The organism is Rahnella sp. RFA10(1/100), from assembly GCF_004195115.1.
GTDB lineage: Bacteria > Pseudomonadota > Gammaproteobacteria > Enterobacterales > Enterobacteriaceae > Rahnella > Rahnella perminowiae.
The window spans coordinates 456,913-478,214 of sequence record NZ_SEWR01000004.1 but is presented as its reverse complement, the minus strand read 5'-3'; the positions used below and the strand labels follow the sequence as shown (position 1 = coordinate 478,214).

Below are 21,302 nucleotides of genomic sequence, written 5' to 3'. Positions count from 1 at the left end.
ACAAAACAGACGCACTGGTCATCTGCATTCAATTCTTCCCTGAAAAAGCCATTATCCTTATAAAGTATGGGCTTACCTGGCGTCAACGCCCACCCTGGCTTTTTGAGAATGATAATGATACTGATAATTGTTATCAACAAAATGATATAAAAAAATGCATTCCTTAACAAAATTTATCCCGTCTGTTCTCAGGGAGAGATAAAGGCGAGGTGAAAAATACAGGGAAAAGAAGACAGCGCATTACACTTTATGGGGTTGAATAAAATATAACTAAGATATATCTTTCAACAAAACTTACGCATAAGAGAGAAACTGATGGCACAACATCGCACTGAAACCCCTGCCACAAACTTGCCGCTCCGTGTCAAAAATGATCTGGTTTTCCGTCATATCACGGTCAAACAGAGTGAAAGCCTATCAGGCTGTTTTAAAAGGATTATTTTAAGCGGTGACGCGCTGAAAGGTTTTACGTCAGGCGGTTTTGATGACCATATCAAATTGTTTTTTCCGGCAAATCCGGGGGATGTGATTACGCCACCGGCAGTGACCGAAGAAGGCATTGTATGGGGTGAAGGAGCACGCCCGCTGAACCGCGAATATACGCCGCTGCACTTTGATGCTCAGAGCAACGAACTGACACTGGATTTCTATATTCACGACGGTGGTGTCGCCAGCGAATGGGCGGCCGGCGCAAAGCCGGGCGATAAACTGATCATTGGCGGACCGCGTGGTTCACTGATTATTCCTGCCGGTTACAAATGGCAGCTCTATATCTGCGACGAAACCGGTCTTCCGGCGGTGAAACGCCGTCTGCGCGAACTGAAACAGGCCGGTTCAGATGCCAATATCACCGTGCTGGCGAAAGTGAGAGATGTGAGTTGTGTCAGCTACTTAGATGAAGAAAATGATGTCAGCATCGACTGGATTATCAGCGATACGCACGGCGGTTATCAGGAAGAGGATGCGGTCGTGAAGAAGGTGAAAAGCCTGCTTCTGCCGGAAAGTGATTACTACATCTGGGCGACCGGTGAAGGCAAATTCGCGAAAGGGCTGAATGACTATTTCGTTGAAACCTGCGGACTCGATCCAAACTTCGTGCGTTGTGTGGCTTATTGGCATAATAAGTAACGATGATGAATCATAAACACCGCCGTGAAAGAATGTTCGAAACGGGTGACATCCGTCTGCTGATGCTGCATTTTTTGCAGCAGCGTTGCGCCCATGGTTATGAGCTGATCAAAGCCATTGAAGAATTATCTAAAGGTGAATACACGCCGAGTGCCAGTATCATTTATCCGAATCTGACATTTTTAGAAGAACAGGGGCTGATTTCAGCCAGCCAGGAAGAGGGCGGGAAGAAGCAATATTCGATCACACCGGAAGGTGCGCAGTCACTGGCCGGGCAGGAAGAACTGCTCGGCTCAGTGACAGAGAAACTGCATTCACTGGCGATTTTGTCAAACAATCGCAGTATTCCGGAAATGCAGCGTGCGATAAATAATATCCGCATGGCGCTTAATCTGCGGCTGGCGAAAGGCCCGATCGAACAGGAAACCTTGTATAAAATCACGGATGCATTAGATCGTGCGACCAAAGAAATTGAGCGCAGTTAAGCCGCACCTCAGAAAGTATAAAGCCTTCCGGTCGGAGGCTTTATACTTTCAGGATAGTCACATCTCTTCAGGCCACGGCGTTAAGATCTCGTAACCTGTTTTCGTTACCGCAACCATATGTTCCCACTGTGCGGATAACGAGTGGTCTTTGGTGACCACGGTCCAGCCATCGGGCATGACTTTATTTTGTTTTTTACCGGCATTCAGCATCGGTTCGATGGTAAATAACATCCCTTCCTGTAAAACCAGTCCGCGGCCTTGCTCGCCGTAATGCAGCACTTGCGGATCTTCGTGATAACCCATACCGATGCCGTGTCCGCAATACTCTTCCACGATGGAAAAGCCTTCGCGTCTGGCGACAGCGGCAATCGCATAACCCACATCGCCAAGCGTTGCACCCGGACGCACCACTTCAATGCCCGCCATCATCGCTTCAAACGTGGTATCTACCAGACGGCGGGCCAGAATACCCGGCTCGCCCGCGTAATACATGCGGCTGGTGTCGCCGTACCAGCCGTCTTTGATAAGCGCCACGTCGATGTTGACGATATCGCCTTTTTTCAGCGCTTTATCAGAAGGAATGCCATGACAAATGACGTGATTGACGGAGGTACAGGTGGTTTTCTGATAGCCGTGATAACCGATATTGGCCGGGATCGCCTGCAATTCATTGACGATAAAATCGTGGCAGATGCGATCCAGTTCATTGGTGGTGACACCCGGTACAACGTAGGGTGTGATCATATGCAATACTCGTGCTGCCAGTTTGCCGGCAATACGGGCTTTATCGAGGCCTTCCGGCGTTTTGACCATGCGGTTATTATTGACGAAATACCGGCTATCTAAACCATTATTCATTGCTTGCCTTCCTGTGTGTGGCGCCCACGTTTAACAACGTGCGGATACTGCCTGCATTTTCATCCGATTCCACGCTACACCGCACCAGCAATTGCGAAATTTCGCTGTGCGTCATGTCGGGGTGCGTTTCCATCAGCATGCCAATTTTCATCCAGTGCTCGGCCTGTGCGTTCATCGAACGCGTATAAGCCATGCTGGCAATACGCAAATTCTCGTGCATCAGTTCTGAAATCTTAATGATACCCATGGGTTGCCTCAGCAGTATACGAATCATATATATTTTATATACTACGCATGAAATAGATGAAACTCAACCGGCACGTTTCATGACACCTTTGGGACATTGGCGTATATTGTGGTGACTTTTCAATCTCTTATCTGAAATTTTTACTCTAAAAGGTTCACATGAAATCTACAAGTAAGTTACTTATCGGCCTTGTTTGTGTCATGGCGCTTTCTGGCTGCGCGCGTACCGAGCCGGTATCCACGCCGCATACCACGCTGGTAACACATAATTCAGCAAGTCAGATCAGGACCGCTATTATCGACGCAGGACAAAAACGTGGCTGGATAATGACGGATGGCGCACCGGGCGTAATTAACGGTCATCTGAATAACCGTGAGCACAAAGCCGATATCCGTATTACCTATAACACCAGCGGCTACACCATTAATTATGTCGGCAGCACTAACCTGCTGGCAGAGAAAGGCGAGATCCACCGCAGTTATAACCATTGGGTGAATAATCTCGACAATGATATTCAGATTCGCCTGGCGTCCAGTGCCACAAAGTAATGAATATTTGAATTAAGTCTTCATCATCGGGTTATTCAGGTTTAACAAAAAGCAAAACGCCCCCGCTGAACAGACGGAGGCGTTTTGGCTACAGAGTCGAAGGGGAAAGCGCTTTACTGGCTCATTGCCCCTTTTTTCATGTTGTCTTTGGACATGGAATCTTTCGACATGCTGTCTTTCTTCATGTGATCTTTCGACATACAGTCTTTGCCCATACTGTCTTTCGCCATGTTGTCTTTGCTCATGCTGTCTTTTTTCATGCAATCTTTCGACATGTGGCCCATGGTGTCTTTCTTCGCCATTGCGTCAGCGGCATAAGTGGTGCTCACTGCGCCCATCATCAGACAAGCCGACATCATCATTACAGTTAACTTTTTCATGGTAAATCCTTCTCTTAGGTTTTGATATACAAAGGGTTTTATGGATAATGTTCAGCTTCCGCCGAACCAGTTGTAGCCCTGATCCTCCCAGTAGCCACCGGTAAATTTGTTTGTAATTTCAATCACTTCTATATGTTTTGGATTCTTGTAGCCGAGTTTGGTTGGCATTCTGAGTTTCATCGGAAAACCGTATTTACGCGGTAAAATCTGGCCGTCATAAGTCAGCGCCAACAGGGTTTGCGGATGCAGCGCCGTCGCCATATCAATGCTGGTGTAATACTCGTCGGCGCATTTGAAACTGACATATTCCGCCGTGAGATCTGCCCCAATCAGGCGCAGAAAATCACCGAACGGCACGCCGCCCCATTTGCCAATCGCGCTCCAGCCTTCGACACAAATGTGTCGCGTCACCTGACTGACCTGCGCCATTTTGTACAGCGCTGGCAGTGACCATTCGCGTTTATCCAGTGCCAGACCGGCGATTTTCAGGCGATAGTCGTTGCCGTCGACTTGTGGCGCGTCGTCTTCGGCATAGAACGCATTAAACGGAAACGGACGGGTGATCATCGATTCGGCATACACCGGCGCGAGACGCGTTGAGCCGAACAGCCAGCCCTGTACGCGATCATTGAAACCGGAGATTTTGCCGAGTGCGTTTTCCACGCTGGCGTTATCGCTGATATCGCAGCCGGTCAGCATCGCGACGCCGCCGAGCGTCAGCCCGCGCTGTAAAAACAGGCGACGGGAAGGCGCATCCAGTTCGCGGATAATCTGTTTTTTGGCTTCCTGTACAATCGCTTCGCTGTCGGCGGTGCTGAAAATCTGGCTGATGCTTTTTTTAATGAGTTTTTTCATGGGTTTTCCTCAGCGACCGCGCAGCATGGCAATCAGCGTTTTCGGCACCAGTGCCACCATCACGATATGCAGCACCACAAATGCCACCAGCGAAGCCATCGCCAGAAAATGTACGTAACGCGCTGTATCGAAGCCGCCCATCAGTTCGCGCAGCAACGGGAATTGCACGGATTTCCATACCACCAGCCCGGAAAGTACCAGCACGATGCCGTCGAACATCACGAACACATATGCCGCGCGCTGCACCATGTTGTAGTGACGTAAGTCGTCGTGTTTCAGCTTGCCGCGCAGGGCAGCACACAAATCATTGAAGATGCCGCGCGGCGTCAGCGGCCAGAACTTTCGTTTCATCCGTCCGGTAAAAATGTTCATCAGCAGGTAAAACAGGCCGTTGAAGCCGAACAGCCACATACCGGCAAAATGCCACTGAATTCCGCCGCCGAGCCAGCCACCCAATGTGACCCCCGGCGGGAAAGCAAAATCAAACAGCGGTGAGGCGTTATAAATCTGCCAGCCACTGGTCACCATAATCAGCACCGCCAGCGCGTTCAGCCAGTGCGACAGCCGCAGCCATAATGGATGCACGATGGCGGGTTTTTGTTTGGCCTGATCGGGTAAGTCCGTGTGTATTGTCATGATGAAATCCGGCTGTCCGTCCTGTGATGTAGCGAGTATTGAGCGGATTTGTTCCCCGAGACCTCACGCAAAGTTAAATAAAATGTGATAACTCGGCGGGCTTTGCTTGTGTAGACTCAAACCATTGGGGAATGCCACGTTTTGGGATAACACATGGATAAGACGAAGAAGATCCTGATCGTTGAAGATGACGGGGATATCGCGGAACTGCTCAGCCTGCATCTGCGCGATGAAGGCTATGAAATTACCCATGCTGCTGACGGCAATCTGGGCGTGGCACATTTGGAAAAAGGCGGCTGGGACGCGCTGATCCTCGACCTGATGCTACCGGGTATCGATGGTCTGGAAATCTGCCGCCGCGCCCGTAATATGACGCGTTACACGCCGATCATTATTATCAGCGCACGTTCCAGCGAGGTGCATCGTGTCCTCGGGCTGGAGCTGGGCGCGGACGATTACCTGGCCAAACCTTTCTCCATGCTGGAACTGGTCGCACGGGTCAAGGCGTTGTTCCGGCGGCAGGAAGCCATGAGCCGTAATATGAAAATGGATGCCGGTACGCTAAGTTTTTCCGGTCTGGTCATCGACCCGATTGCACGGGACGTGATGCTGAACCATCAGCCGGTTGAACTGACGCCGCGCGAGTTTGATCTGTTGTACTTCTTTGCCAAAAATCCCGGCAAAGTGTTCTCCCGGCTCAGCCTGTTAAATCAGGTCTGGGGCTATGAACATGAAGGGTATGAACATACGGTAAACACCCATATCAACCGTCTGCGCATTAAGATAGAAGCCAATCCGGCCGAGCCGGAACGTATTCTGACCGTGTGGGGAAAAGGTTATAAATTCGTGTCTTCTGCTGAAGAAGCACAAGGGTAAATCATGAAAAATCTCACGCTGGCGCAAAGACTGACCCTGGTGTTTATGGTGCTGCTGATCGCGTGTTGCGCGTTTTCCGTCTACATGCAGGTGCGCTCGAGTAATCAGTACAGCCAGTCGGTGATCCAACGTCTGTCGGCCAATCTGGCGACGCAGATTGCAGCAAATAATCCGCTGCTCAGCCAGGGAAACTGGGATCCCAAAGCGGTACATACGCTGTTTGATCAACTGATGGCGGTGAACCCGAGCGTAGAAGTGTATCTGCTCGATAAAGACGGCAATATCGTCGGTAATGCGGCACCGCCCGGGCGACTGCAACAGCAGAAGATCGACTTAACACCGGTTAACGCGTTGCTCAACGGTGCGAAAATGCCGGTATATGGCGAGAATCCGCGGGATCCGCAAACGCGTCAGGTATTCAGCGCCGCCCCGTTACGGGTAGACGGTATCATCAAAGGGTATGTGTATATCGTGCTTCTCGGTGACCAATACACCGCGCTGACCAGCGACGCGCAGTACCAGTCGGCGATTTCTCTGGCGCTGCGGTCTATGGGGTTGGTGGCGCTGTTTGGCCTGCTGGCCGGTGCGCTGGCATTCCGCTGGGTGACGCGCCCGGTGCGTAAACTGACCTCGCAGATTGCCCAACTTGATACCGGTGGCATGGAAGCGATCCAGGCGCTGGCAAAAGGCGATGCACCGGCGGGCGCTGCCCGCGATGAAGTCACGCAGTTGCAACAGGCGTTTGTCGCACTGGCAAAACGCATCGATCAGCAATGGCAAAGCCTGATGGTGCAGGATCAGCAGCGGCGGGAGTTTATCGCCAATATTTCCCATGACCTGCGCACACCGCTGACTTCCCTGCACGGATATCTGGAAACGTTGTCGGTCAAATCAGACCATCTGAGTCATGAAGACCGGCAGCGTTACCTGAATATTGCCCTGATGCAAAGTAAAAAAGTCGGGCGACTGGCGCAGGAATTATTTGAGCTGGCACGGCTGGAATATGGCGTCGTGAAACCGCAGAAAGAACCTTTCTCACTGAGTGAATTAGTGCAGGATGTTTTTCAGAAATTTGAACTGGCGACCGAAACCCGCGGGCAAAAATTACTGGCCGATATTACGCCGGGTATTCCGCTGGTGAATGCCGATTTGGGCATGATTGAACGTGTGCTGACCAATCTGCTGGATAACGCCATCCGCTTTACGCCGGAAGGGGGCACGATAGAAATTAAATTGTGGCCGCACGAAGGGCAGGTGATGGTGCAACTGAAAGACAGCGGTCCGGGGATTGCGCCGGAGCTGAAAGACAGCCTGTTTGTCCGTCCGTCGATACTCAGTACCAACAAACACCGCGCGGGTGGTCTGGGGCTGATGATTGTGCGCCGCATTCTGCAACTCCACGGCAGTGACATTACGCTTATCGAACAGCCGAAACACGGTGCCTGTTTCCAGTTTTCTGTACCGCTCTGAATCCTGATTATGTTTTTGTATCAGCATGAATGAGTGGACTATAATATTTCACTCTTCATGCTGACTGGACGACCAGAGACTCAGCCATACTAAGCAGGGACGACCTTGCGCGTTTTCAGGAACTATCATGGCCTGGTTCTATCTGTTTCTTGCCGGTATTTTCGAAGTGGTCTGGTCGACCGCAATGAAAGAATCTCACGGTTTCACCCGCCTTATTCCCAGTATTCTCACGGTTTTCTTCATGATCCTCAGCGTGATTTTGCTGGCGATTTCGATGAAAACCCTGCCGCTCGGCACGTCTTACACCGTCTGGGTCGGTATCGGCGCTATCGGTGCCTTCATTCTCGGCGTGGTGATGTTCGGCGAAAGCCTCAACCCGCTGCGCGTGATCGCCGTGCTGCTGATTTTCTCCGGCGTGGTTCTGCTAAAAGTGGCGACGAAAGATTAAAGGCGGAAACGCTGATATGACAAAGCCGCTCTGTACAAGGAGCGGCTTTTTGTTTATCTGATAACTTCAGCACATCATTTTTACAACACTGCGGGCATCTTCCTCAGAACCTTTCCCCTTCCAGCGTCGAATCACACAACGCGAAAATCTTACCCCAGCCTTCGCCGGAGGCCAGCAGATGCTGAATGTGCAGCGCGACATCGCTGCGGCGCACGCGGCCGTGGGCTTCGGTTTGGATCAGATGCGCTTTGCCTGTCGCTTCGCCATTCATCAGGCCGCCGGGGCGTAAAATGCACCAGTCCAGCGTGCTGGTTTGCAGCCAGCTTTCCGCCAGTGATTTTTCGCGTACGGCCTGTCCGAACGCCTGTTTTGCGCGGGCAGACAGCGTCGGCCAGCTGTCGCCGCAGCCAATGGAAGTTACCAGCAACATCTGGCGGATTCCGGCCTGCTCTGCAGTATCAATGATCAACCGGTTAGCGGTGTAATCGGCGAGTTTACCGCCCAGAGTGGACACGATTTGTGCCCCGCTGCCTGCCATTTGGCAGGCCTGTAAAACGTCGGCGGGATTAAGCGCATCGCCCTCAATGACGGTCACACCACGTGTGCGCAAGGTTTGCGCCTGTTCGGCGTTGCGGATAAGCGCGACCACCGGACGTTCCTGCGCCGTCAGCGCCACCAGTTCAGCGCCGACGCCGCTGCCTGCGCCAAAAATTAGCAAAGTGTTCAAAGTTGGTTCTCTCTCTCAGCCTGAAGGGCGGGAAGGGCTCGAAATGCATTCAGCTGATCGGTCAGTAATTCACGATGGCTGTCGCGCCCGACGAAAACCTTGAGCATGGCATAACCGGAAGCGTTTAAAAACCAGACACTTGCTGTGCTCATTCCCATAAACGGACGTTCAACCAGTGCAATGTGCTGACAGTGTGTTGCGCGGATATGCCCGCTCATGCCCTGTTTGCCGCGCAGGTTAAAGTAACCGTGACGATGTGTGCCGGACGGTAATTCGCCATGAAATTCAAGGATCAGATCGTCATTATTGACCAGCGTCGTGACTTCACCCCATCCGGTGATGTTGTCCCATACTGCATCGAAATGTGTCCCTGCAAACAGATAGCTCCCCGGCATGTTCTGGATCACTTCCAGCGGGGGGATGTGATATTCGCGAGCAATATCTTCGACGGTTCCGTCGGGCTGAGTGGCGAGAAAGTCGATCAGGGACTGAAGTTTATCCGTTGGCATGAGTGGTATTCCGTAAAGTCAGTTGTGGGATCAATGTCTGTAAGGCCTGCAACATATTGCTGGCCCAGAATCGTCCGGAGGGAGTGAGATTAAAACGCGGGCCTTCGTTGTGCATCAGGCCGCACTGTTGCCACTGTTGTAACAGTGGTTCGAGCGGTAAAGGATCGGTGACGATGCGGCTGAGGTCATACCGGCCCGCCTCTATACCGCCCTGTAAATCCAGCCGCCAGCGGTGTTCGCCGGTCGTAGCTGCGGTCATCATCATGATGGGTTTTTGTCCTGCGTCCATCTGCTGGTAATACATCTCCAGACTGCGTGCGGTCATGTACGATTGCCCACCGAGATTGCCGCCTGCACCGCTGCCAAAAGCCAGACAGTCGGCACCTTTTTTGATCAGCAAATTGTACAGATTGCGTTCCCGCGTGGTGCGCGCCCAGTGACTGTTACTTATCTGATGCCAGCCGCCGTGCGCCAGAAAAGCCTCGCCTTCGAGATAGAAATCACGGCGCAGCGTGACATCCGGCAGCGACACACGTTTATTTTCCACAGCTTTGCCCAGCGGCGTGGAAGGCAGCAGGTTCAGGGCGTAAAGGTCCACGCCGTCCAGCGGTAAATCGCGGACGATCTGCAAATCTTCGCGCCAGCTTTCCGGCGTCTGTTCCGGTAATCCGAACATCAGGTCGCAAACCACGGCGGCGCGGTCACGCTCACCGAGTTTACGCAGAAACTGTATCGCTTCTTCACGGCTGGCGCGGCGTCCCATACGCTGGCGGACATGGGTATCAAACGTCTGAATGCCGATCGAAAAACGGTTAGCCCCCGCATCCAGACAGGCGTCAATGCGCTCGTCATCGAAATTAAGGATCCGCCCCTCGACGGTGATTTCGCAATCCGGTGCCAGCGGCAAACGGCGCCGCAGCGTGCTGATGATCCGGTGTAATTGCTTTGCGCTGAGCGCCGTCGGTGTGCCACCGCCAAAATAGACGGCGTGGACAGGCGCGGACTGATGCAGCGGCGAAGCGGCTTCCTGTTCTATTTCCCGGATCAGATAATCACAGTATTGTTCCGTGGCTTCTGCTTCCAGTTTGTTCTGGTAGAACCCGCAAAACTTGCAGTGTGTGGCGCAAAAGGGGATATGCAGATAGACCAGACGTTTATTGGCCGGAAGCGGACGCTGACACAGCGCCTGCCACTGAGCGGGAATATCCTGCGGCGGAACGGGCTGCTGAGGCCGCCAGGGCATCACGGCCCAACGGTCGGGGAACGGCAGCCCGTCAGCGGCAGCGTAAAAACGCGCGAGGTCTAAGCTCATTGAGTTTGTCTTCTCCTGAAAAACAATCATTTATTCGCCGGCATTAAACGATAATGATTATCATTCGATCAAACCCAAAACGCATTTGTGATGATCTGTATCAAGTTTAGAAATGCGTAACATCGCGCAAATCTTTTAATGAAGGGGAAGGTCAGCGGTTCTGCCTCTGTCGTCCTTCTCTTCAATGACTTACACTGAACGTATAAATCTGCGACGAGATGATGAACATGCACCCGAAACTGAAAACACTCAAAATTGAGAAGCTTTTTGGACACAAAGATATCGAGCTCCATTTCAATGATGTCACCGTTTTGGTGGGCAAAAATGGTTTGGGTAAAACGACATTGCTGAAGATCTTGCATGCGTTGTTGTTGCGTCAATCTTGTACAGAAATCGAGAGTTGTATTATTGCTACACTCACTTTTTCTGATGATGAGGTGATCAACTTTGAAAATAGACAACTATCATATGTCGATCCTGAAGGTGTTGAGAAAACTATATTTGGAGATGTGAATAATCATCTACGAGAAACATTAAATAGTAATTTAGTAAATGATTATTTTGATGCTAGTAAACAACGTATTAAATTAAAGAATAGGGCAGAGGTTGAAAAACAGCCATCGCTATTATCTTTAATACGAAATTTTTTTAACGCTAAGTTCAGTCTGTCAGAAAATAAAAAATACTTTCTGGATTCAGTGGTAAAAGTTAATTTCATTTCCACCATCAATATGAGCGCTAACTCTCAGCAGATTTTAACCGGAAGCGACGGCCGGCAGGGTAATTTACTAGACTGGGAAATAGAAAAAGAAATTTCAGATATTGTAAAAACCCCGAAAGGAAAATACACACTTGCGTTTATTAAGGAAGTAAATCGACACTTCGCCGACAGTGGAAAAAAAGTACAGGTTAAAGACGGACTGAAGGTCATTACGCCAGATTCAAAAACGCCGCTTCCAGTCAGCAAACTTTCCTCCGGTGAACGCCAGCTTCTGTACATCATGGCCAAAGTGGCTAACACCAAAAACAGTCCGGCATTTTTACTGATGGATGAACCGGAGATTTCCCTGCATCTTAACTGGCAGGAAAAGCTGCTGGACAGTATCAAAACGCTGAATCCTAATTGTCAGATTGTTGTCGTTACGCACAGCCCTGCGGTCATCATGGACGGTTATATGGATTCATACATTGACATGGAAAATATTGTGGTGGAGTCACGTAATGTCTGATTTTTCAAGGATGATTTCCTCACCTGCATTTATCAAAACGTATAATACAATTCAGAATGGTCAGGCTATGGGAAACATTTTCGTCGAGAATCCCACCGACATTCCCTTCTGGCAACACGTCGTCAATGCGGTTGATGGTTCACGTTACAAAGTCCGACCAATTTCTAAAGAGCAGGCTGCCGGAAAACGCACATTACAGAAGCGTTATGCGGAACTGAATCAGGAGTTTTTGGTTGCCGTTGACAGCGATTATGATTTTTTATGCCCAGATCGTCATGCAGAGGCTCAGGAAATGAACAACAATCCTTTCGTTTTGCACACTCATTGCTATTCGAGAGAAAGCTTCCAATGTTGCCATCATTCTCTTGGTGCCATTACCGGAATATTATATTTTCACCAACAATTACCGTCACAAATTCATGAGGCGCTGATACGATATTCCCACGTTGTCTATCCCGCTTTATGTGCATTTTCCTACTTACATAATAAAAACTGGCAGCAATATAGTGAGGGTGAATTTAATCTGGCTGTCAGAGTTAGTTTGGGGGTTTGTTTAATCAATGACGAACTTCAGGTAAATGATGACGCTATCATTCAATTGCAAACGCAGGTCGAGGCCTATAGCCAGAGTTTGCATGCAGCTATCACTGATCATGCTGATTTCGACAGTTTCAAAACGATTTTGACGACCAGGGGCATTACTGAAGACAATGCCTATATGTTTATTAACGGGCATTGCCTGCAAGATATTGTCGTTAGACCTATGCTGGAAAAAATTGTTGTTGTGACCAGACGGTCTGAAAAAAATAGTGTGGCACAAATGTATCCTGAACCAGAACGTCTCAAGACTAAACGACAGAAATCAAATGAGATTGATAACTATTATAAAAATGAACGTCAGTTATCTACCTTACTCTCAAACGGACAGGCTTTCGTTCAGGATGCATTTTTTAGTCTTATTACGGCAAAACTTGATGCGATCATTCATTGAGTGAGTTATTGCCGTCCGGTCTTAGATTAGGCGGCATTATATGAAAAGCCCCGCTGCGGGGCTTTGAGAGGCAGCGGTATCACTCTCCCAATTCAACCTCCACCCGATGTTCAACGCCATCATCATTGAGCGGGATCTTGTCACCGGCAAGTGGAGTGCCGTCCAGCGTTACACAATATTCTCCGGTACTGCGGCGGACGGTGATCAGATAACGGCTGCTGCCCTGCTGGTAGGTGACGGTGATTTCCGGCCAGTCCTGCGGGAGTTTACTGTGGATCGAAATGGCGTCGCCGTGGCGGGTGATGCCGAGCAAAGATTCGGTGATCAGGCGATACGTCCAGCCAGCGGAGCCGGTGTACCAGCTCCAGCCGCCGCGCCCGCTGTGCGGATCCACCGAGTAAATATCGGCGGAAATCACGTAAGGTTCGGCTTTGTAACGACTGACGGCATCCGGTGTCAGGCTGTGATTAATCGGGTTGATCATCGACATCAGTTGCCACGCGCGTTCGGTGTTGCCCTGTCTGGCAAAAGCCATCACCGCCCAGATTGCCCCGTGCGTGTATTGCCCGCCGTTCTCGCGTACGCCCGGCAGATAGCCGCGAATGTATCCCGGATTCGGCCCGTTGCCGTCGAAAGGTGGCGTCAGCAGTTTGATCAGCCCCGCGTCACTGTCCACCAGATATTTGTCCACCGACTGCATGGCGCTGGCGGTACGTTCCGGTGTGCCTGCCCCGGAAAGCACTGACCAGCTCTGAGCGATGGCGTCAATCTGGCATTCCGCATTGACGTGCGAACCAAGCGTTTCACCGCTGTCGAAATAACCGCGCAGATACCATTCGCCGTCCCAGGCATGATCGTTGAGATTTTGTTTAAGCCGCGCCGATTCTTCGCGGCACAAGGTGGCGGTGGCGGTGTCCTGACGGATTTCCGCCAGTTCGCCGTAGCGTTGCAGCACGTCATACAGGAAGAAGCCCAGCCAGACGCTTTCCCCGCGTCCGCCCAGACCGACCAGATTCATGCCGTCGTTCCAGTCGCCCGCGCCCATCAGCGGGAGGCCATGCCCGCCCATTTGCAGGCCATGTTTCAGCGCACGGATACCGTGCTGCCACAGGCTTTCGCGTGTTCCGCTGACCACCGGTTGTTCGTAAAACGACTCTTCGCCCGGAGCCAGCAAGCGCGCCACAAGATACGGCACCTGTTCTTCTGCAATTGCGTGATCGCCGGTCACCGCGATGTAATGACTGATCGCCAGCGGCAACCATAAATAGTCATCGGAACAGCGGGTGCGCACGCCGTTGCCGGTTGGCGGATGCCACCAGTGCTGAACGTCGCCTTCGATAAATTGCCGTGACGCGCACAGCAGGATCTGCTCACGCATACGTTCCGGCGCCGCGTGGGTCAGCGCCAGCGTATCCTGTAACTGGTCGCGGAAACCAAACGCGCCGCCGGACTGGTAATAGCCGCTGCGGGCAAGGATCCGGCTGGCGAGGGTCTGATAAATCAGCCAGCCGTTAGTCAGCAGGTCGACAGATTTATCCGGCGTGGTGATCTGAATTTTATCCAGCACCTGATGCCAGTGGTGATGAATTCTGTCCAGCTCAGCCTGCGCGGCGCCTTCCTGGAAGAACTGATGGATTAAGGCTTCGGCCTCACCGGCGTTTTGTCCCAGACCGAGGGCGAAAACAAAGGTGCGCTGATCGCCGTCAATGAGCGTGGTGGCGGACTGAACCGCACCGCACGGATCGAGCATTGCGCCGGTTTTATCCGACAGCCGCTGATTTTTCATTGCAGCGGGCGCTGCCGTTGACCCTGTGCGCCCGAGGAACTCACGACGATCGCCGCTCACCGAACAGTGCGCGCCGGTTACGGCGAAGAAGGCGGTGCGCGGGGAGCCGTTGCTGGTGTAATGGTTGGTCGCCAGCACGCCGCAACCCTGAGCCACATGGGCCGCGGAGGTAACGATATGCATGGCTGATTTGGCGCGTAAATCCGCCATCACCCATTCGGCATAACCGGTCACAGACAGCCTGCGTGGCCGCCCCGAGACGTTGGTCAGCGTCAGCATAATCAGTTTCACCGGCGCATGTTCCGCCACGAGTACCGTCATTTCGCTGCTGATCCCGTGTCCGGTATGCTCGAAAACGCTGTAGCCAAAACCGTGGCGTGTCACATAGCCGCCGTTGCCGCGTACCGGTAACGGTGCCGGTGACCAGACGCTGCCGGTTTCCTCATCGCGCAGATATAACGCTTCACCGGAGCTGTCGCTGACCGGATCGTTTTCCCACGGCGTAAGGCGGTATTCGTGGGCATTTTCAAACCACGTATAGGCCTGTCCGCTTTCTGAAATCACCGTCCCGAAACCGGCATTTGCCAGCACGTTTGACCACGGCGCAGGCGTGTTCTGGCCTTCGTTGAGCACAATCTGATATTCACGTCCGTCCGGCGAGAATCCGCCCAGCCCGTTGAAACAGGTCAGGTCACGTGGCGCTGCGGCAACCGGCGTATTGTCGGTGACGGTGCGTACTGGCAACAGAGCAGGCAGTGAGACGTGTGGCAATTGCATACGCAGGTTGAGCTGATCGGCCAGCGAGCCGCGGCGGTCGTCGATCACCACCCGCGCCACACTCATCAGCAGTGTGCGGTCTTCCTGCGTCAGTTGTTCGCCATTGCGGACAAAAATTCCGCCCGGAATATCGGTCTGACTGGAGCCCGCGCCGGAAGCGACCAGGCTGAGGATCTGATTTTGCAACGCCTGCTGATAGCCGCCGGAGTCATTGCATAACAACACCAGATCGACCTTCAGCCCTTTGAGACGCCAGTAGTTGTGCGCGCGGATAAGTTGCGTTACCAGCCCGATATTTTCATCGCTGGTCAGGGTGAGCAGCACGATCGGCAGATCGCCGGAAAGCGATTGCCCCCACAGACCGGATTGCCCGCGGCGGTTGGCGGCCACGGTCTGCGCATCGCCGCGCAGTTCCTGACTGGCGAAAACCAGCGCACCGGCCAGACGGTTATACAATCCCGCGTCATCTTCGGTGGCATTCAGCTGGCGCAGCACCACCTGACTGTGCGACCAGGCGATTTCGAATACCCGATCAGCAATATGATGGTCACGGTATTTTTCCAGCAGCATCAGACTTTGCAGCCGGGTGTCGGAAATGCCGTACACCATATCGATAATCACTGGCACGCCGGGTTTCAGAGTAATGCGCTGGCGGATGGACATCACCGGATCCAGCACCGCACCGGCGCTGTTAGTGAGCGGTCCGCCCTGACGCAAGGCCTGCGGGCTAGCCGCGGTATTGCCGCGTCCGATAAAGGCCGACCGGTCGGTTTCGAACGACGTTTCGCGTTCGAAAGAGCCGTGGATCGCCATCATATGGAACATCCACGGGCACTGTTCTTCCGGTTCACGCGGACGGCGGTGGCACAAAATCCCTTCCTGTGCGGGCACCAGTTCGGTTTGCACAAACAGATTGCTGAAGGCCGGATGCGCGGTGTCATTGGCGGCTGGCGCCAGTACCACTTCGGCATAGGTGGTGATTTCCAGCTCACGCGGACGGCGGCCATGATGCGTAACCGTCATGCGACGGATTTCGACGTCGTCTTCTGGCGAAACCACGATGTGGGTTTGCATGGTCAGCGAACCCTGTGTGCGTTTGAATTCCGCACCGAAATCGTTCAGCACCGCATGATAGGTGCCTTTCTGTTTGCCGAGCGGTTGCCAGGTATTGCTGTAGACCGCGCCGGACTCCGGATCGCTGAGATAGCAGAAAATCCCGCGATTATCGCGTGTTGCATCTTCCCGCCAGCGGGTCAGCGTCAGGTCTTTCCAGCGGCTGACGCTGCCACCGGCCTGCGTCACCATCAGATGGTAATTCGTGTTAGACAGCAGCTGAATTTCCGGCGAGGCACTGCTGGTGTCGGTGAATTCACGCAACTCAATGTTTACTTTTTGCAGCGTGTTGTCATGAGATTCAAAGTGACGACGCGGACTGTAAAGCTCGACGGCATCCGGCACCCGTTCCTGCAACAACAGGCGTGCCGACTGGAACGCGGCATTGGCGGCGAAGCGTGCGGTCATCGGCGCGCCGAGCAGCACATTGCCCAGCGCCAGGAAACCCATTCCCTGATGGTGAGCCATGTAAGAGCGCACCACGATGTAAATCTGGCCACGGATCAGACGCGACGGGCTGTAATCCAGCGCGTCGTAAAAACCGTATTCGCCACGCGCCCCGCAATGTTCCAGTACATTGAGATTGAGGCAGGCTTCCTGCGGGCGGATCATCAGCGCCATCATGGTGGCATAAGGCGCGACCACCATGTCTTCACCAAGACCTCGCTTCAGGCCCAGACCGGGCACGCCGAACGCGTGATACTGATAATTCTGGTTGAGGTCAAATGCCGCATAAGCGGATTCAGAAATCCCCCACGGCACGCTGTTTTCCTTACCCCAGGCGATTTGCCGGTCAACGGCGGTCTGACACATCTGCACCAGCAGGGTATCCGGATAGGCCGGCATCACCAGTTGTGGCATCAGGTATTCAAACATCGATCCGCTCCACGACATCAGCGACGGCTGTTTGTCGATCACGGTGAAAAGGCGTCCGAGCGCAAACCAGCTTTTTTGCGGCAACTGGTTGGTGGCGATAGTGACGTAGTTGGTCAGCCGAATTTCAGAAGGCAGCAGATCGTATTTCCCGCTGTCCAGTTTATGAGAGTCGCAGTTATATCCGACGGTCAGCAGATGGGTATTCTTGTCGTACAGGAAGCGGAAATCCATGCGCGCATGGTCATTAAGGCGCTGTTCAAGTTCGCCGATAATGTCCAGACGCTGCCGTGCCAGACCGATCGCGCGGGAAAGCGCCGGTGCCGTTCGGGCATCCTGTTGCGCCAGCCATTGCAGCGAAGGGAGTGGTGCGTTTTGCGCCTCCGGCGACAATTCTGCGTAAAATTCTGACCACGCCTGCAGACCGGCATCAAGTTGCTGCGCCAGTCGTTGCAGCCAGCCTTCTGCGGTGGCGGCAATCAGCACACGCATCTCGCGCAGGCTCAAAATACTCTGCTCAGCTTTTTCGCCCGCAGCCTGTTTCAGACTTTCGCGAAGCTTAGCCGCCAGCGGGGCATCTGCCGGGGCTTCCGCCATATTCAGCGTGTCTTCCAGACCTTTTAGCCATGACGGAAGATTGATGGCTGGCTGTGTTCGCCACAGACGTAAGCCGGTGCGCAGCGTCAGTAAATGCCCGGCAAGATTGCCGCTGTCTACACTGGAAATGTAGCGCGGATTGAGCGGCTGGAGCGTGCGTGTGTCGTACCAGTTATATAAATGTCCGCGATAATGCTCGAGTTTATCCAGCGTATCGAGCGTCAGCATAGTGCGTTCCAGCACTTCACCCTGGGTGAGATAACCAAAATCCCACGCGGTAATATTGGCCAGCAGTGACAGCCCGATGTTGGTCGGCGAGGTGCGGTGCGCGATCACCGGCTGTGGGATTTCCTGGAAGTTATCCGGCGGCAGCCAGTTTTCTGTTTCATTCACGAAAACTTCAAAGAAGGACCAGGTCTGACGGGCAACCTGACGCAGATAAATTTGTTGTTGTGCGTCCAGATCCGGTACCTGGCGGCGGGCAGGCTGACTCAGCCAGCACAAAATACGCGGCGCGATAAACCACAGCAGGCCGAGCGGGACGGCAAAGCCCAGCAGCGGCGGACTTGCCTGCGCAGCGAGCAAAATGACCGCCACGCCTGCCAGCGGATTAGCCCACATGCGGCGGTAGAAATATCCCGGCGAATGTGCACGGGATTTCGCGCTGATATTGATGCTCGCCCACTCATGTAACTTGCGATGGCTGACACTGAGTCGCCACAGTGTCAGCAAAATCGCCTGCACCGAATAAACGGCTTCGTGCGGCAACGTCATCAGATTAAGCAACACGCGGGAAATCCGGCTGACGGTGGCCGATGCCACACTTTTCAGATGCGGAACCAGCGCCCGTCGCGGCCCTTTATTCAGCAGGTCTAACACCAGCGCCACCAGCGCCGGGAACAGCAACATCACGGTAATAAAACCGAGCCAGTAAAGTTTGTCCGGCACCACCAGCAGCGTGGTGAAGATCAGAACCAGCAGGGCTGGCGCGACCAGACTGCGGCGCAGGTTATCGAACAGTTTCCAGCGGGAAAGCGTGGTCAGCGGATTACGGCGGCGCGTCCCATCTTCCTGCGTGACATAAACCCCCAGCCAGTTAAGCAACTGCCAGTCACCACGGATCCAGCGGGTTTTACGCGCCACGTCTGCCAGATAATGATCGGTATATTGCTCGTAAAGCACCACATCGCTGAGCATACCCGAGCGCGCGTAACAGCCTTCCAGCAGGTCGTGGCTGAGCACCAGGTTTTCCGGGCAGGTATTGTCCGTCGCGCGGATGAACATATCGACGTCGTAAATACCTTTACCAACAAAAGAGCCTTCCCCGAATAAATCCTGATAGATGTCGGAAGACATCGACGAATAAGGATCGTTGCCCGGCACGCTGCTGCATAAAGCGGCGTAGCGTCCCTGACCATTTTCCGGGATTTCCTCCGCCAGTCGTGGCTGGAGAATGGCGTAACCGGAAACCACCCGATGACGTTTTTCGTCATACACCGGATGATTGAGCGGATGCGCCATTGCCGCGATCAGCTGATGGGCGGTGGCCCGCGGCAGCACGGTATCGCTGTCGAGAGTGATAACGTATTTCACCTGACGCAGATGCGCCTGCGTGCTGCCTTCGGTCAGCGAGAACGGCTCGCCTTCATCGCGCAGCCAGCGGTTAAGCGCATTCAGTTTGCCGCGCTTACGCTCATACCCCATCCACACGCCTTGTTTCTCATTGAGTTCGCTGTCGCGGTGCAACAGCGTAAACAGTGCACCCTGCGCAGAGGGATAACGGCGGTTCAGCACCTGAATTTGCTGCACGGCAAAGGCCAGCAGGGCATCGTTATCCGCATTCTGCGGATTTACGCTGTCATGAAAATCACTGAGCAGCGCGAAATTCAGGTTTGGTAACACGTTGCCGAGATAACAAACCTCGAGACTGCTGATCAGCGCCTCGATATTCTTGCGACTGCCGAGGAGACAAGGGATCACCACCAGCGTGCTGGCCGATGCGGGAATGCCACCGGCATATTCGAGGCGCGGCAGCGGTTGCGGCGTCCGGCTGCGGGTGGTGATTTCGCTGAGCAGATTGAGCGCGAACTGGCTGGCGACCAGCACTACCGGTACTAACAAACTCCACCATAACCAGTGCATGGGCGTATGGGCGGAACGGTAGAGTGCATCAGCGGTGACGGCGGTGGTCAGCAGCAACAGGCTGCCGAGCCACGAGAGTAGCGGAGTCTGGTTGAGGCGGCCACGCATGCGCGTTACCCATGAGAATCTGACATTCAGGTCTTTTTCGAGTGCCTTGCGCCCGGCGTCGATCAGGTAATAACCCACATGTCGTTGCTGGACAGCACCGCTGGCCTGTTGTGCTAAGGCAATCGCGCGGCTGGCAACAAAGGCCTCGTCGTGGCGGGAATTTCGCGAAAGGCGTTCTATCTGATGGCGGTAATTGTCGCGGGTATCGAAGTGCATGGAGGCGTAAATGCCAGCGGGATCTTCATGCAGAATTTTCTCCACCACGCTGAGATTTTCAGCGAAATCCGCCCAGTCCATTTCTGTCAGCTGACGTAATCCCATAATGCTGTTGCTGACTGAAAGCTGGTTGGCCGCCAGTTGCTGATTAAATTTGTCGATCACTTCCCGCTGCGTCAGGCCGACTTCACTCAGACGCTGTTCCACCCAGGTCAGCGGCAGCGCCAGTATTGAACCGTGTCCCTGCAGACGGCGAACCAGTTCAGCGACAAACGCGCTGGTGCGCGGTGGATTGCTGCGTGCCATATCGGCAATCACTATGATCTGACTGGCCGGATCGTTCTCGGCGCTGTCTTGCAATTTATTGACCCAAAAATCGGCCAGATTGCGCTCCTGCTGGGCATTTGCCACTTCAATACTGACGCGGCGCAGGTTCTCGATCAGCGCCAGGCGCAGCATCCCCGGAAACGCCCACAATTCGCCGAGCGTCAACTGTCGCACGCTCTGATAGGTGGAGAGAAAACGGGTGAGCGTGGTGATGTCCCAGAGTCCGTCGCTGTGGCTGACGACTTCGGTGGCGATGTCATAAATGCGCGGGCAAAAATGCGGTGCGCCCAGTGAGGGCAGGCCTTTGCCGAAGTTTTTCGGAAGCAGCTGGCGAACGACGCGGATCTGTTCTTCGATCAGATAAAAGTTGTCGAGCAGCCATTCTCCTGCGGGCGTGATACTGGCTTTGTCGCCACTGCTAAGGACAAGACAGCTGCGGGTCAGGACTTTTTCGTTATCGTCGAGACGTTTAAGCAGGTAGTAGGGCAGTTTCTTACCGGAAAGTTTATGCGAGAGTGCCAGCTTGCCGCCAAAACGTTCCATCTGATCCGCTGAGAAGAGTTCGGCGCGGATAGGCGCGGGATTTTCCAGCGCGCTGGCCCGATGACGTCGGGTAATGACCGGAACAGGTGGTGCTCTTTTACTTTTAAACCAGTTAATCACA

Annotated in this window: 17 protein-coding genes; 8 read left to right on the top strand and 9 right to left on the bottom strand. The window is 53.4% G+C overall.

Annotation, left to right across the window (positions count from 1 at the left end; genetic code table 11):
- Positions 1-315: 315 nt before the first annotated feature.
- Positions 316-1,128: a siderophore-interacting protein gene (locus ETV65_RS15490; RefSeq protein ID WP_129953699.1), complete on the top strand. Its 813-nt coding sequence runs from the start codon at positions 316-318 to the stop codon at positions 1,126-1,128.
- Between the two features lie 2 nt (positions 1,129-1,130).
- The gene (locus ETV65_RS15485) at positions 1,131-1,613 is read left to right on the top strand and encodes a PadR family transcriptional regulator (protein WP_235174459.1); all 483 of its coding nucleotides are present in this window, start codon (positions 1,131-1,133) and stop codon (positions 1,611-1,613) included.
- 57 nt (positions 1,614-1,670) lie between these two features.
- Here ETV65_RS15485 and map read toward each other — a convergent pair whose 3' ends face one another.
- Together map and ETV65_RS15475 are read right to left on the bottom strand one after the other, a co-directional pair.
- Positions 1,671-2,471, bottom strand: coding sequence for a type I methionyl aminopeptidase (gene map, locus ETV65_RS15480; protein ID WP_129953698.1), 801 nt, complete (start codon positions 2,469-2,471; stop codon positions 1,671-1,673).
- On the bottom strand, positions 2,464-2,718 hold the full coding sequence (locus ETV65_RS15475; RefSeq protein WP_129953697.1) for a ParD-like family protein: 255 nt from the start codon (positions 2,716-2,718) through the stop codon (positions 2,464-2,466). The genes map and ETV65_RS15475 overlap by 8 nt, the downstream gene beginning before the upstream one ends.
- A gap of 158 nt (positions 2,719-2,876) precedes the next feature.
- Between ETV65_RS15475 and ETV65_RS15470 the strand changes: the two genes are divergently transcribed.
- A complete protein-coding gene (locus ETV65_RS15470; RefSeq protein WP_129953696.1) occupies positions 2,877-3,266 on the top strand; it encodes a hypothetical protein in 390 nt (129 codons plus the stop codon).
- 113 nt (positions 3,267-3,379) lie between these two features.
- Here ETV65_RS15470 and ETV65_RS15465 read toward each other — a convergent pair whose 3' ends face one another.
- Genes ETV65_RS15465 through ETV65_RS15455 form a run of 3 tightly spaced genes read right to left on the bottom strand, consistent with a single transcriptional unit; the run spans position 3,380 to position 5,137 of the window.
- Positions 3,380-3,646 carry a pentapeptide MXKDX repeat protein gene (locus tag ETV65_RS15465; RefSeq protein ID WP_129953695.1) on the bottom strand — a complete coding sequence of 89 codons (267 nt, stop codon included), beginning with the start codon at positions 3,644-3,646 and terminating at the stop codon, positions 3,380-3,382.
- 51 nt (positions 3,647-3,697) lie between these two features.
- The gene (locus ETV65_RS15460) at positions 3,698-4,501 is read right to left on the bottom strand and encodes a molybdopterin-dependent oxidoreductase (RefSeq protein WP_129953694.1); all 804 of its coding nucleotides are present in this window, start codon (positions 4,499-4,501) and stop codon (positions 3,698-3,700) included.
- 9 nt (positions 4,502-4,510) lie between these two features.
- Positions 4,511-5,137, bottom strand: a complete 627-nt coding sequence (locus ETV65_RS15455; RefSeq protein WP_129953693.1) for a cytochrome b/b6 domain-containing protein — start codon at positions 5,135-5,137, stop codon at positions 4,511-4,513.
- 153 nt (positions 5,138-5,290) lie between these two features.
- Between ETV65_RS15455 and ETV65_RS15450 the strand changes: the two genes are divergently transcribed.
- The 3 genes from ETV65_RS15450 (at position 5,291) to ETV65_RS15440 (ending at position 7,931) form a co-directional block, all read left to right on the top strand.
- Entirely contained in the window at positions 5,291-6,013 is a 723-nt protein-coding gene (locus tag ETV65_RS15450; protein WP_129953692.1) for a response regulator transcription factor, read from the top strand.
- Between the two features lie 3 nt (positions 6,014-6,016).
- Entirely contained in the window at positions 6,017-7,483 is a 1,467-nt protein-coding gene (locus ETV65_RS15445; protein ID WP_129953691.1) for an ATP-binding protein, read from the top strand.
- Positions 7,484-7,610: 127 nt separating this feature from the next.
- Positions 7,611-7,931: a multidrug efflux SMR transporter gene (locus ETV65_RS15440; RefSeq protein WP_120162965.1), complete on the top strand. Its 321-nt coding sequence runs from the start codon at positions 7,611-7,613 to the stop codon at positions 7,929-7,931.
- Positions 7,932-8,034: 103 nt separating this feature from the next.
- On the opposite strand, the gene ETV65_RS15435 is transcribed toward ETV65_RS15440, so the two are convergent.
- From ETV65_RS15435 to hutW, 3 genes are read right to left on the bottom strand one after another with little or no spacing between them, the layout of a single operon-like run.
- Positions 8,035-8,658, bottom strand: coding sequence for an NAD(P)-binding oxidoreductase (locus ETV65_RS15435; RefSeq protein WP_129953690.1), 624 nt, complete (start codon positions 8,656-8,658; stop codon positions 8,035-8,037).
- Positions 8,655-9,167 carry a heme utilization cystosolic carrier protein HutX gene (gene hutX / locus ETV65_RS15430; RefSeq protein ID WP_129953689.1) on the bottom strand — a complete coding sequence of 171 codons (513 nt, stop codon included), beginning with the start codon at positions 9,165-9,167 and terminating at the stop codon, positions 8,655-8,657. Before hutX ends, ETV65_RS15435 begins: the two co-directional genes overlap by 4 nt.
- A complete protein-coding gene (gene hutW / locus ETV65_RS15425) occupies positions 9,154-10,479 on the bottom strand; it encodes a heme anaerobic degradation radical SAM methyltransferase ChuW/HutW (protein ID WP_129953688.1) in 1,326 nt (441 codons plus the stop codon). Before hutW ends, hutX begins: the two co-directional genes overlap by 14 nt.
- Before the next feature lie 227 nt (positions 10,480-10,706).
- On the opposite strand from hutW, the gene ETV65_RS15420 reads away from it, so the two are divergent.
- Complete coding sequence (locus ETV65_RS15420) at positions 10,707-11,708, top strand: ATP-binding protein (protein ID WP_165383744.1); 1,002 nt, start codon at positions 10,707-10,709, stop codon at positions 11,706-11,708.
- Complete coding sequence (locus ETV65_RS15415) at positions 11,701-12,699, top strand: DUF4435 domain-containing protein (RefSeq protein WP_129953686.1); 999 nt, start codon at positions 11,701-11,703, stop codon at positions 12,697-12,699. Before ETV65_RS15420 ends, ETV65_RS15415 begins: the two co-directional genes overlap by 8 nt.
- A gap of 79 nt (positions 12,700-12,778) precedes the next feature.
- Here ETV65_RS15415 and ETV65_RS15410 read toward each other — a convergent pair whose 3' ends face one another.
- Entirely contained in the window at positions 12,779-21,181 is an 8,403-nt protein-coding gene (locus tag ETV65_RS15410; protein ID WP_129953754.1) for a glucoamylase family protein, read from the bottom strand.
- Positions 21,182-21,302: the final 121 nt, after the last annotated feature.

Coding starts and splice junctions, on each gene's coding strand:
- ETV65_RS15490 (WP_129953699.1), top strand. CDS start 316: ATGGCACAACATCGCACTGAAACCCCTGCCACAAACTTGCCGCTCCGT.
- ETV65_RS15485 (WP_235174459.1), top strand. CDS start 1,131: ATGATGAATCATAAACACCGCCGTGAAAGAATGTTCGAAACGGGTGAC.
- map (WP_129953698.1), bottom strand. CDS start 2,471: ATGAATAATGGTTTAGATAGCCGGTATTTCGTCAATAATAACCGCATG.
- ETV65_RS15475 (WP_129953697.1), bottom strand. CDS start 2,718: ATGGGTATCATTAAGATTTCAGAACTGATGCACGAGAATTTGCGTATT.
- ETV65_RS15470 (WP_129953696.1), top strand. CDS start 2,877: ATGAAATCTACAAGTAAGTTACTTATCGGCCTTGTTTGTGTCATGGCG.
- ETV65_RS15465 (WP_129953695.1), bottom strand. CDS start 3,646: ATGAAAAAGTTAACTGTAATGATGATGTCGGCTTGTCTGATGATGGGC.
- ETV65_RS15460 (WP_129953694.1), bottom strand. CDS start 4,501: ATGAAAAAACTCATTAAAAAAAGCATCAGCCAGATTTTCAGCACCGCC.
- ETV65_RS15455 (WP_129953693.1), bottom strand. CDS start 5,137: ATGACAATACACACGGACTTACCCGATCAGGCCAAACAAAAACCCGCC.
- ETV65_RS15450 (WP_129953692.1), top strand. CDS start 5,291: ATGGATAAGACGAAGAAGATCCTGATCGTTGAAGATGACGGGGATATC.
- ETV65_RS15445 (WP_129953691.1), top strand. CDS start 6,017: ATGAAAAATCTCACGCTGGCGCAAAGACTGACCCTGGTGTTTATGGTG.
- ETV65_RS15440 (WP_120162965.1), top strand. CDS start 7,611: ATGGCCTGGTTCTATCTGTTTCTTGCCGGTATTTTCGAAGTGGTCTGG.
- hutX (WP_129953689.1), bottom strand. CDS start 9,167: ATGCCAACGGATAAACTTCAGTCCCTGATCGACTTTCTCGCCACTCAG.
- hutW (WP_129953688.1), bottom strand. CDS start 10,479: ATGAGCTTAGACCTCGCGCGTTTTTACGCTGCCGCTGACGGGCTGCCG.
- ETV65_RS15420 (WP_165383744.1), top strand. CDS start 10,707: ATGCACCCGAAACTGAAAACACTCAAAATTGAGAAGCTTTTTGGACAC.
- ETV65_RS15415 (WP_129953686.1), top strand. CDS start 11,701: ATGTCTGATTTTTCAAGGATGATTTCCTCACCTGCATTTATCAAAACG.
- ETV65_RS15410 (WP_129953754.1), bottom strand. CDS start 21,181: ATGGAACGTTTTGGCGGCAAGCTGGCACTCTCGCATAAACTTTCCGGT.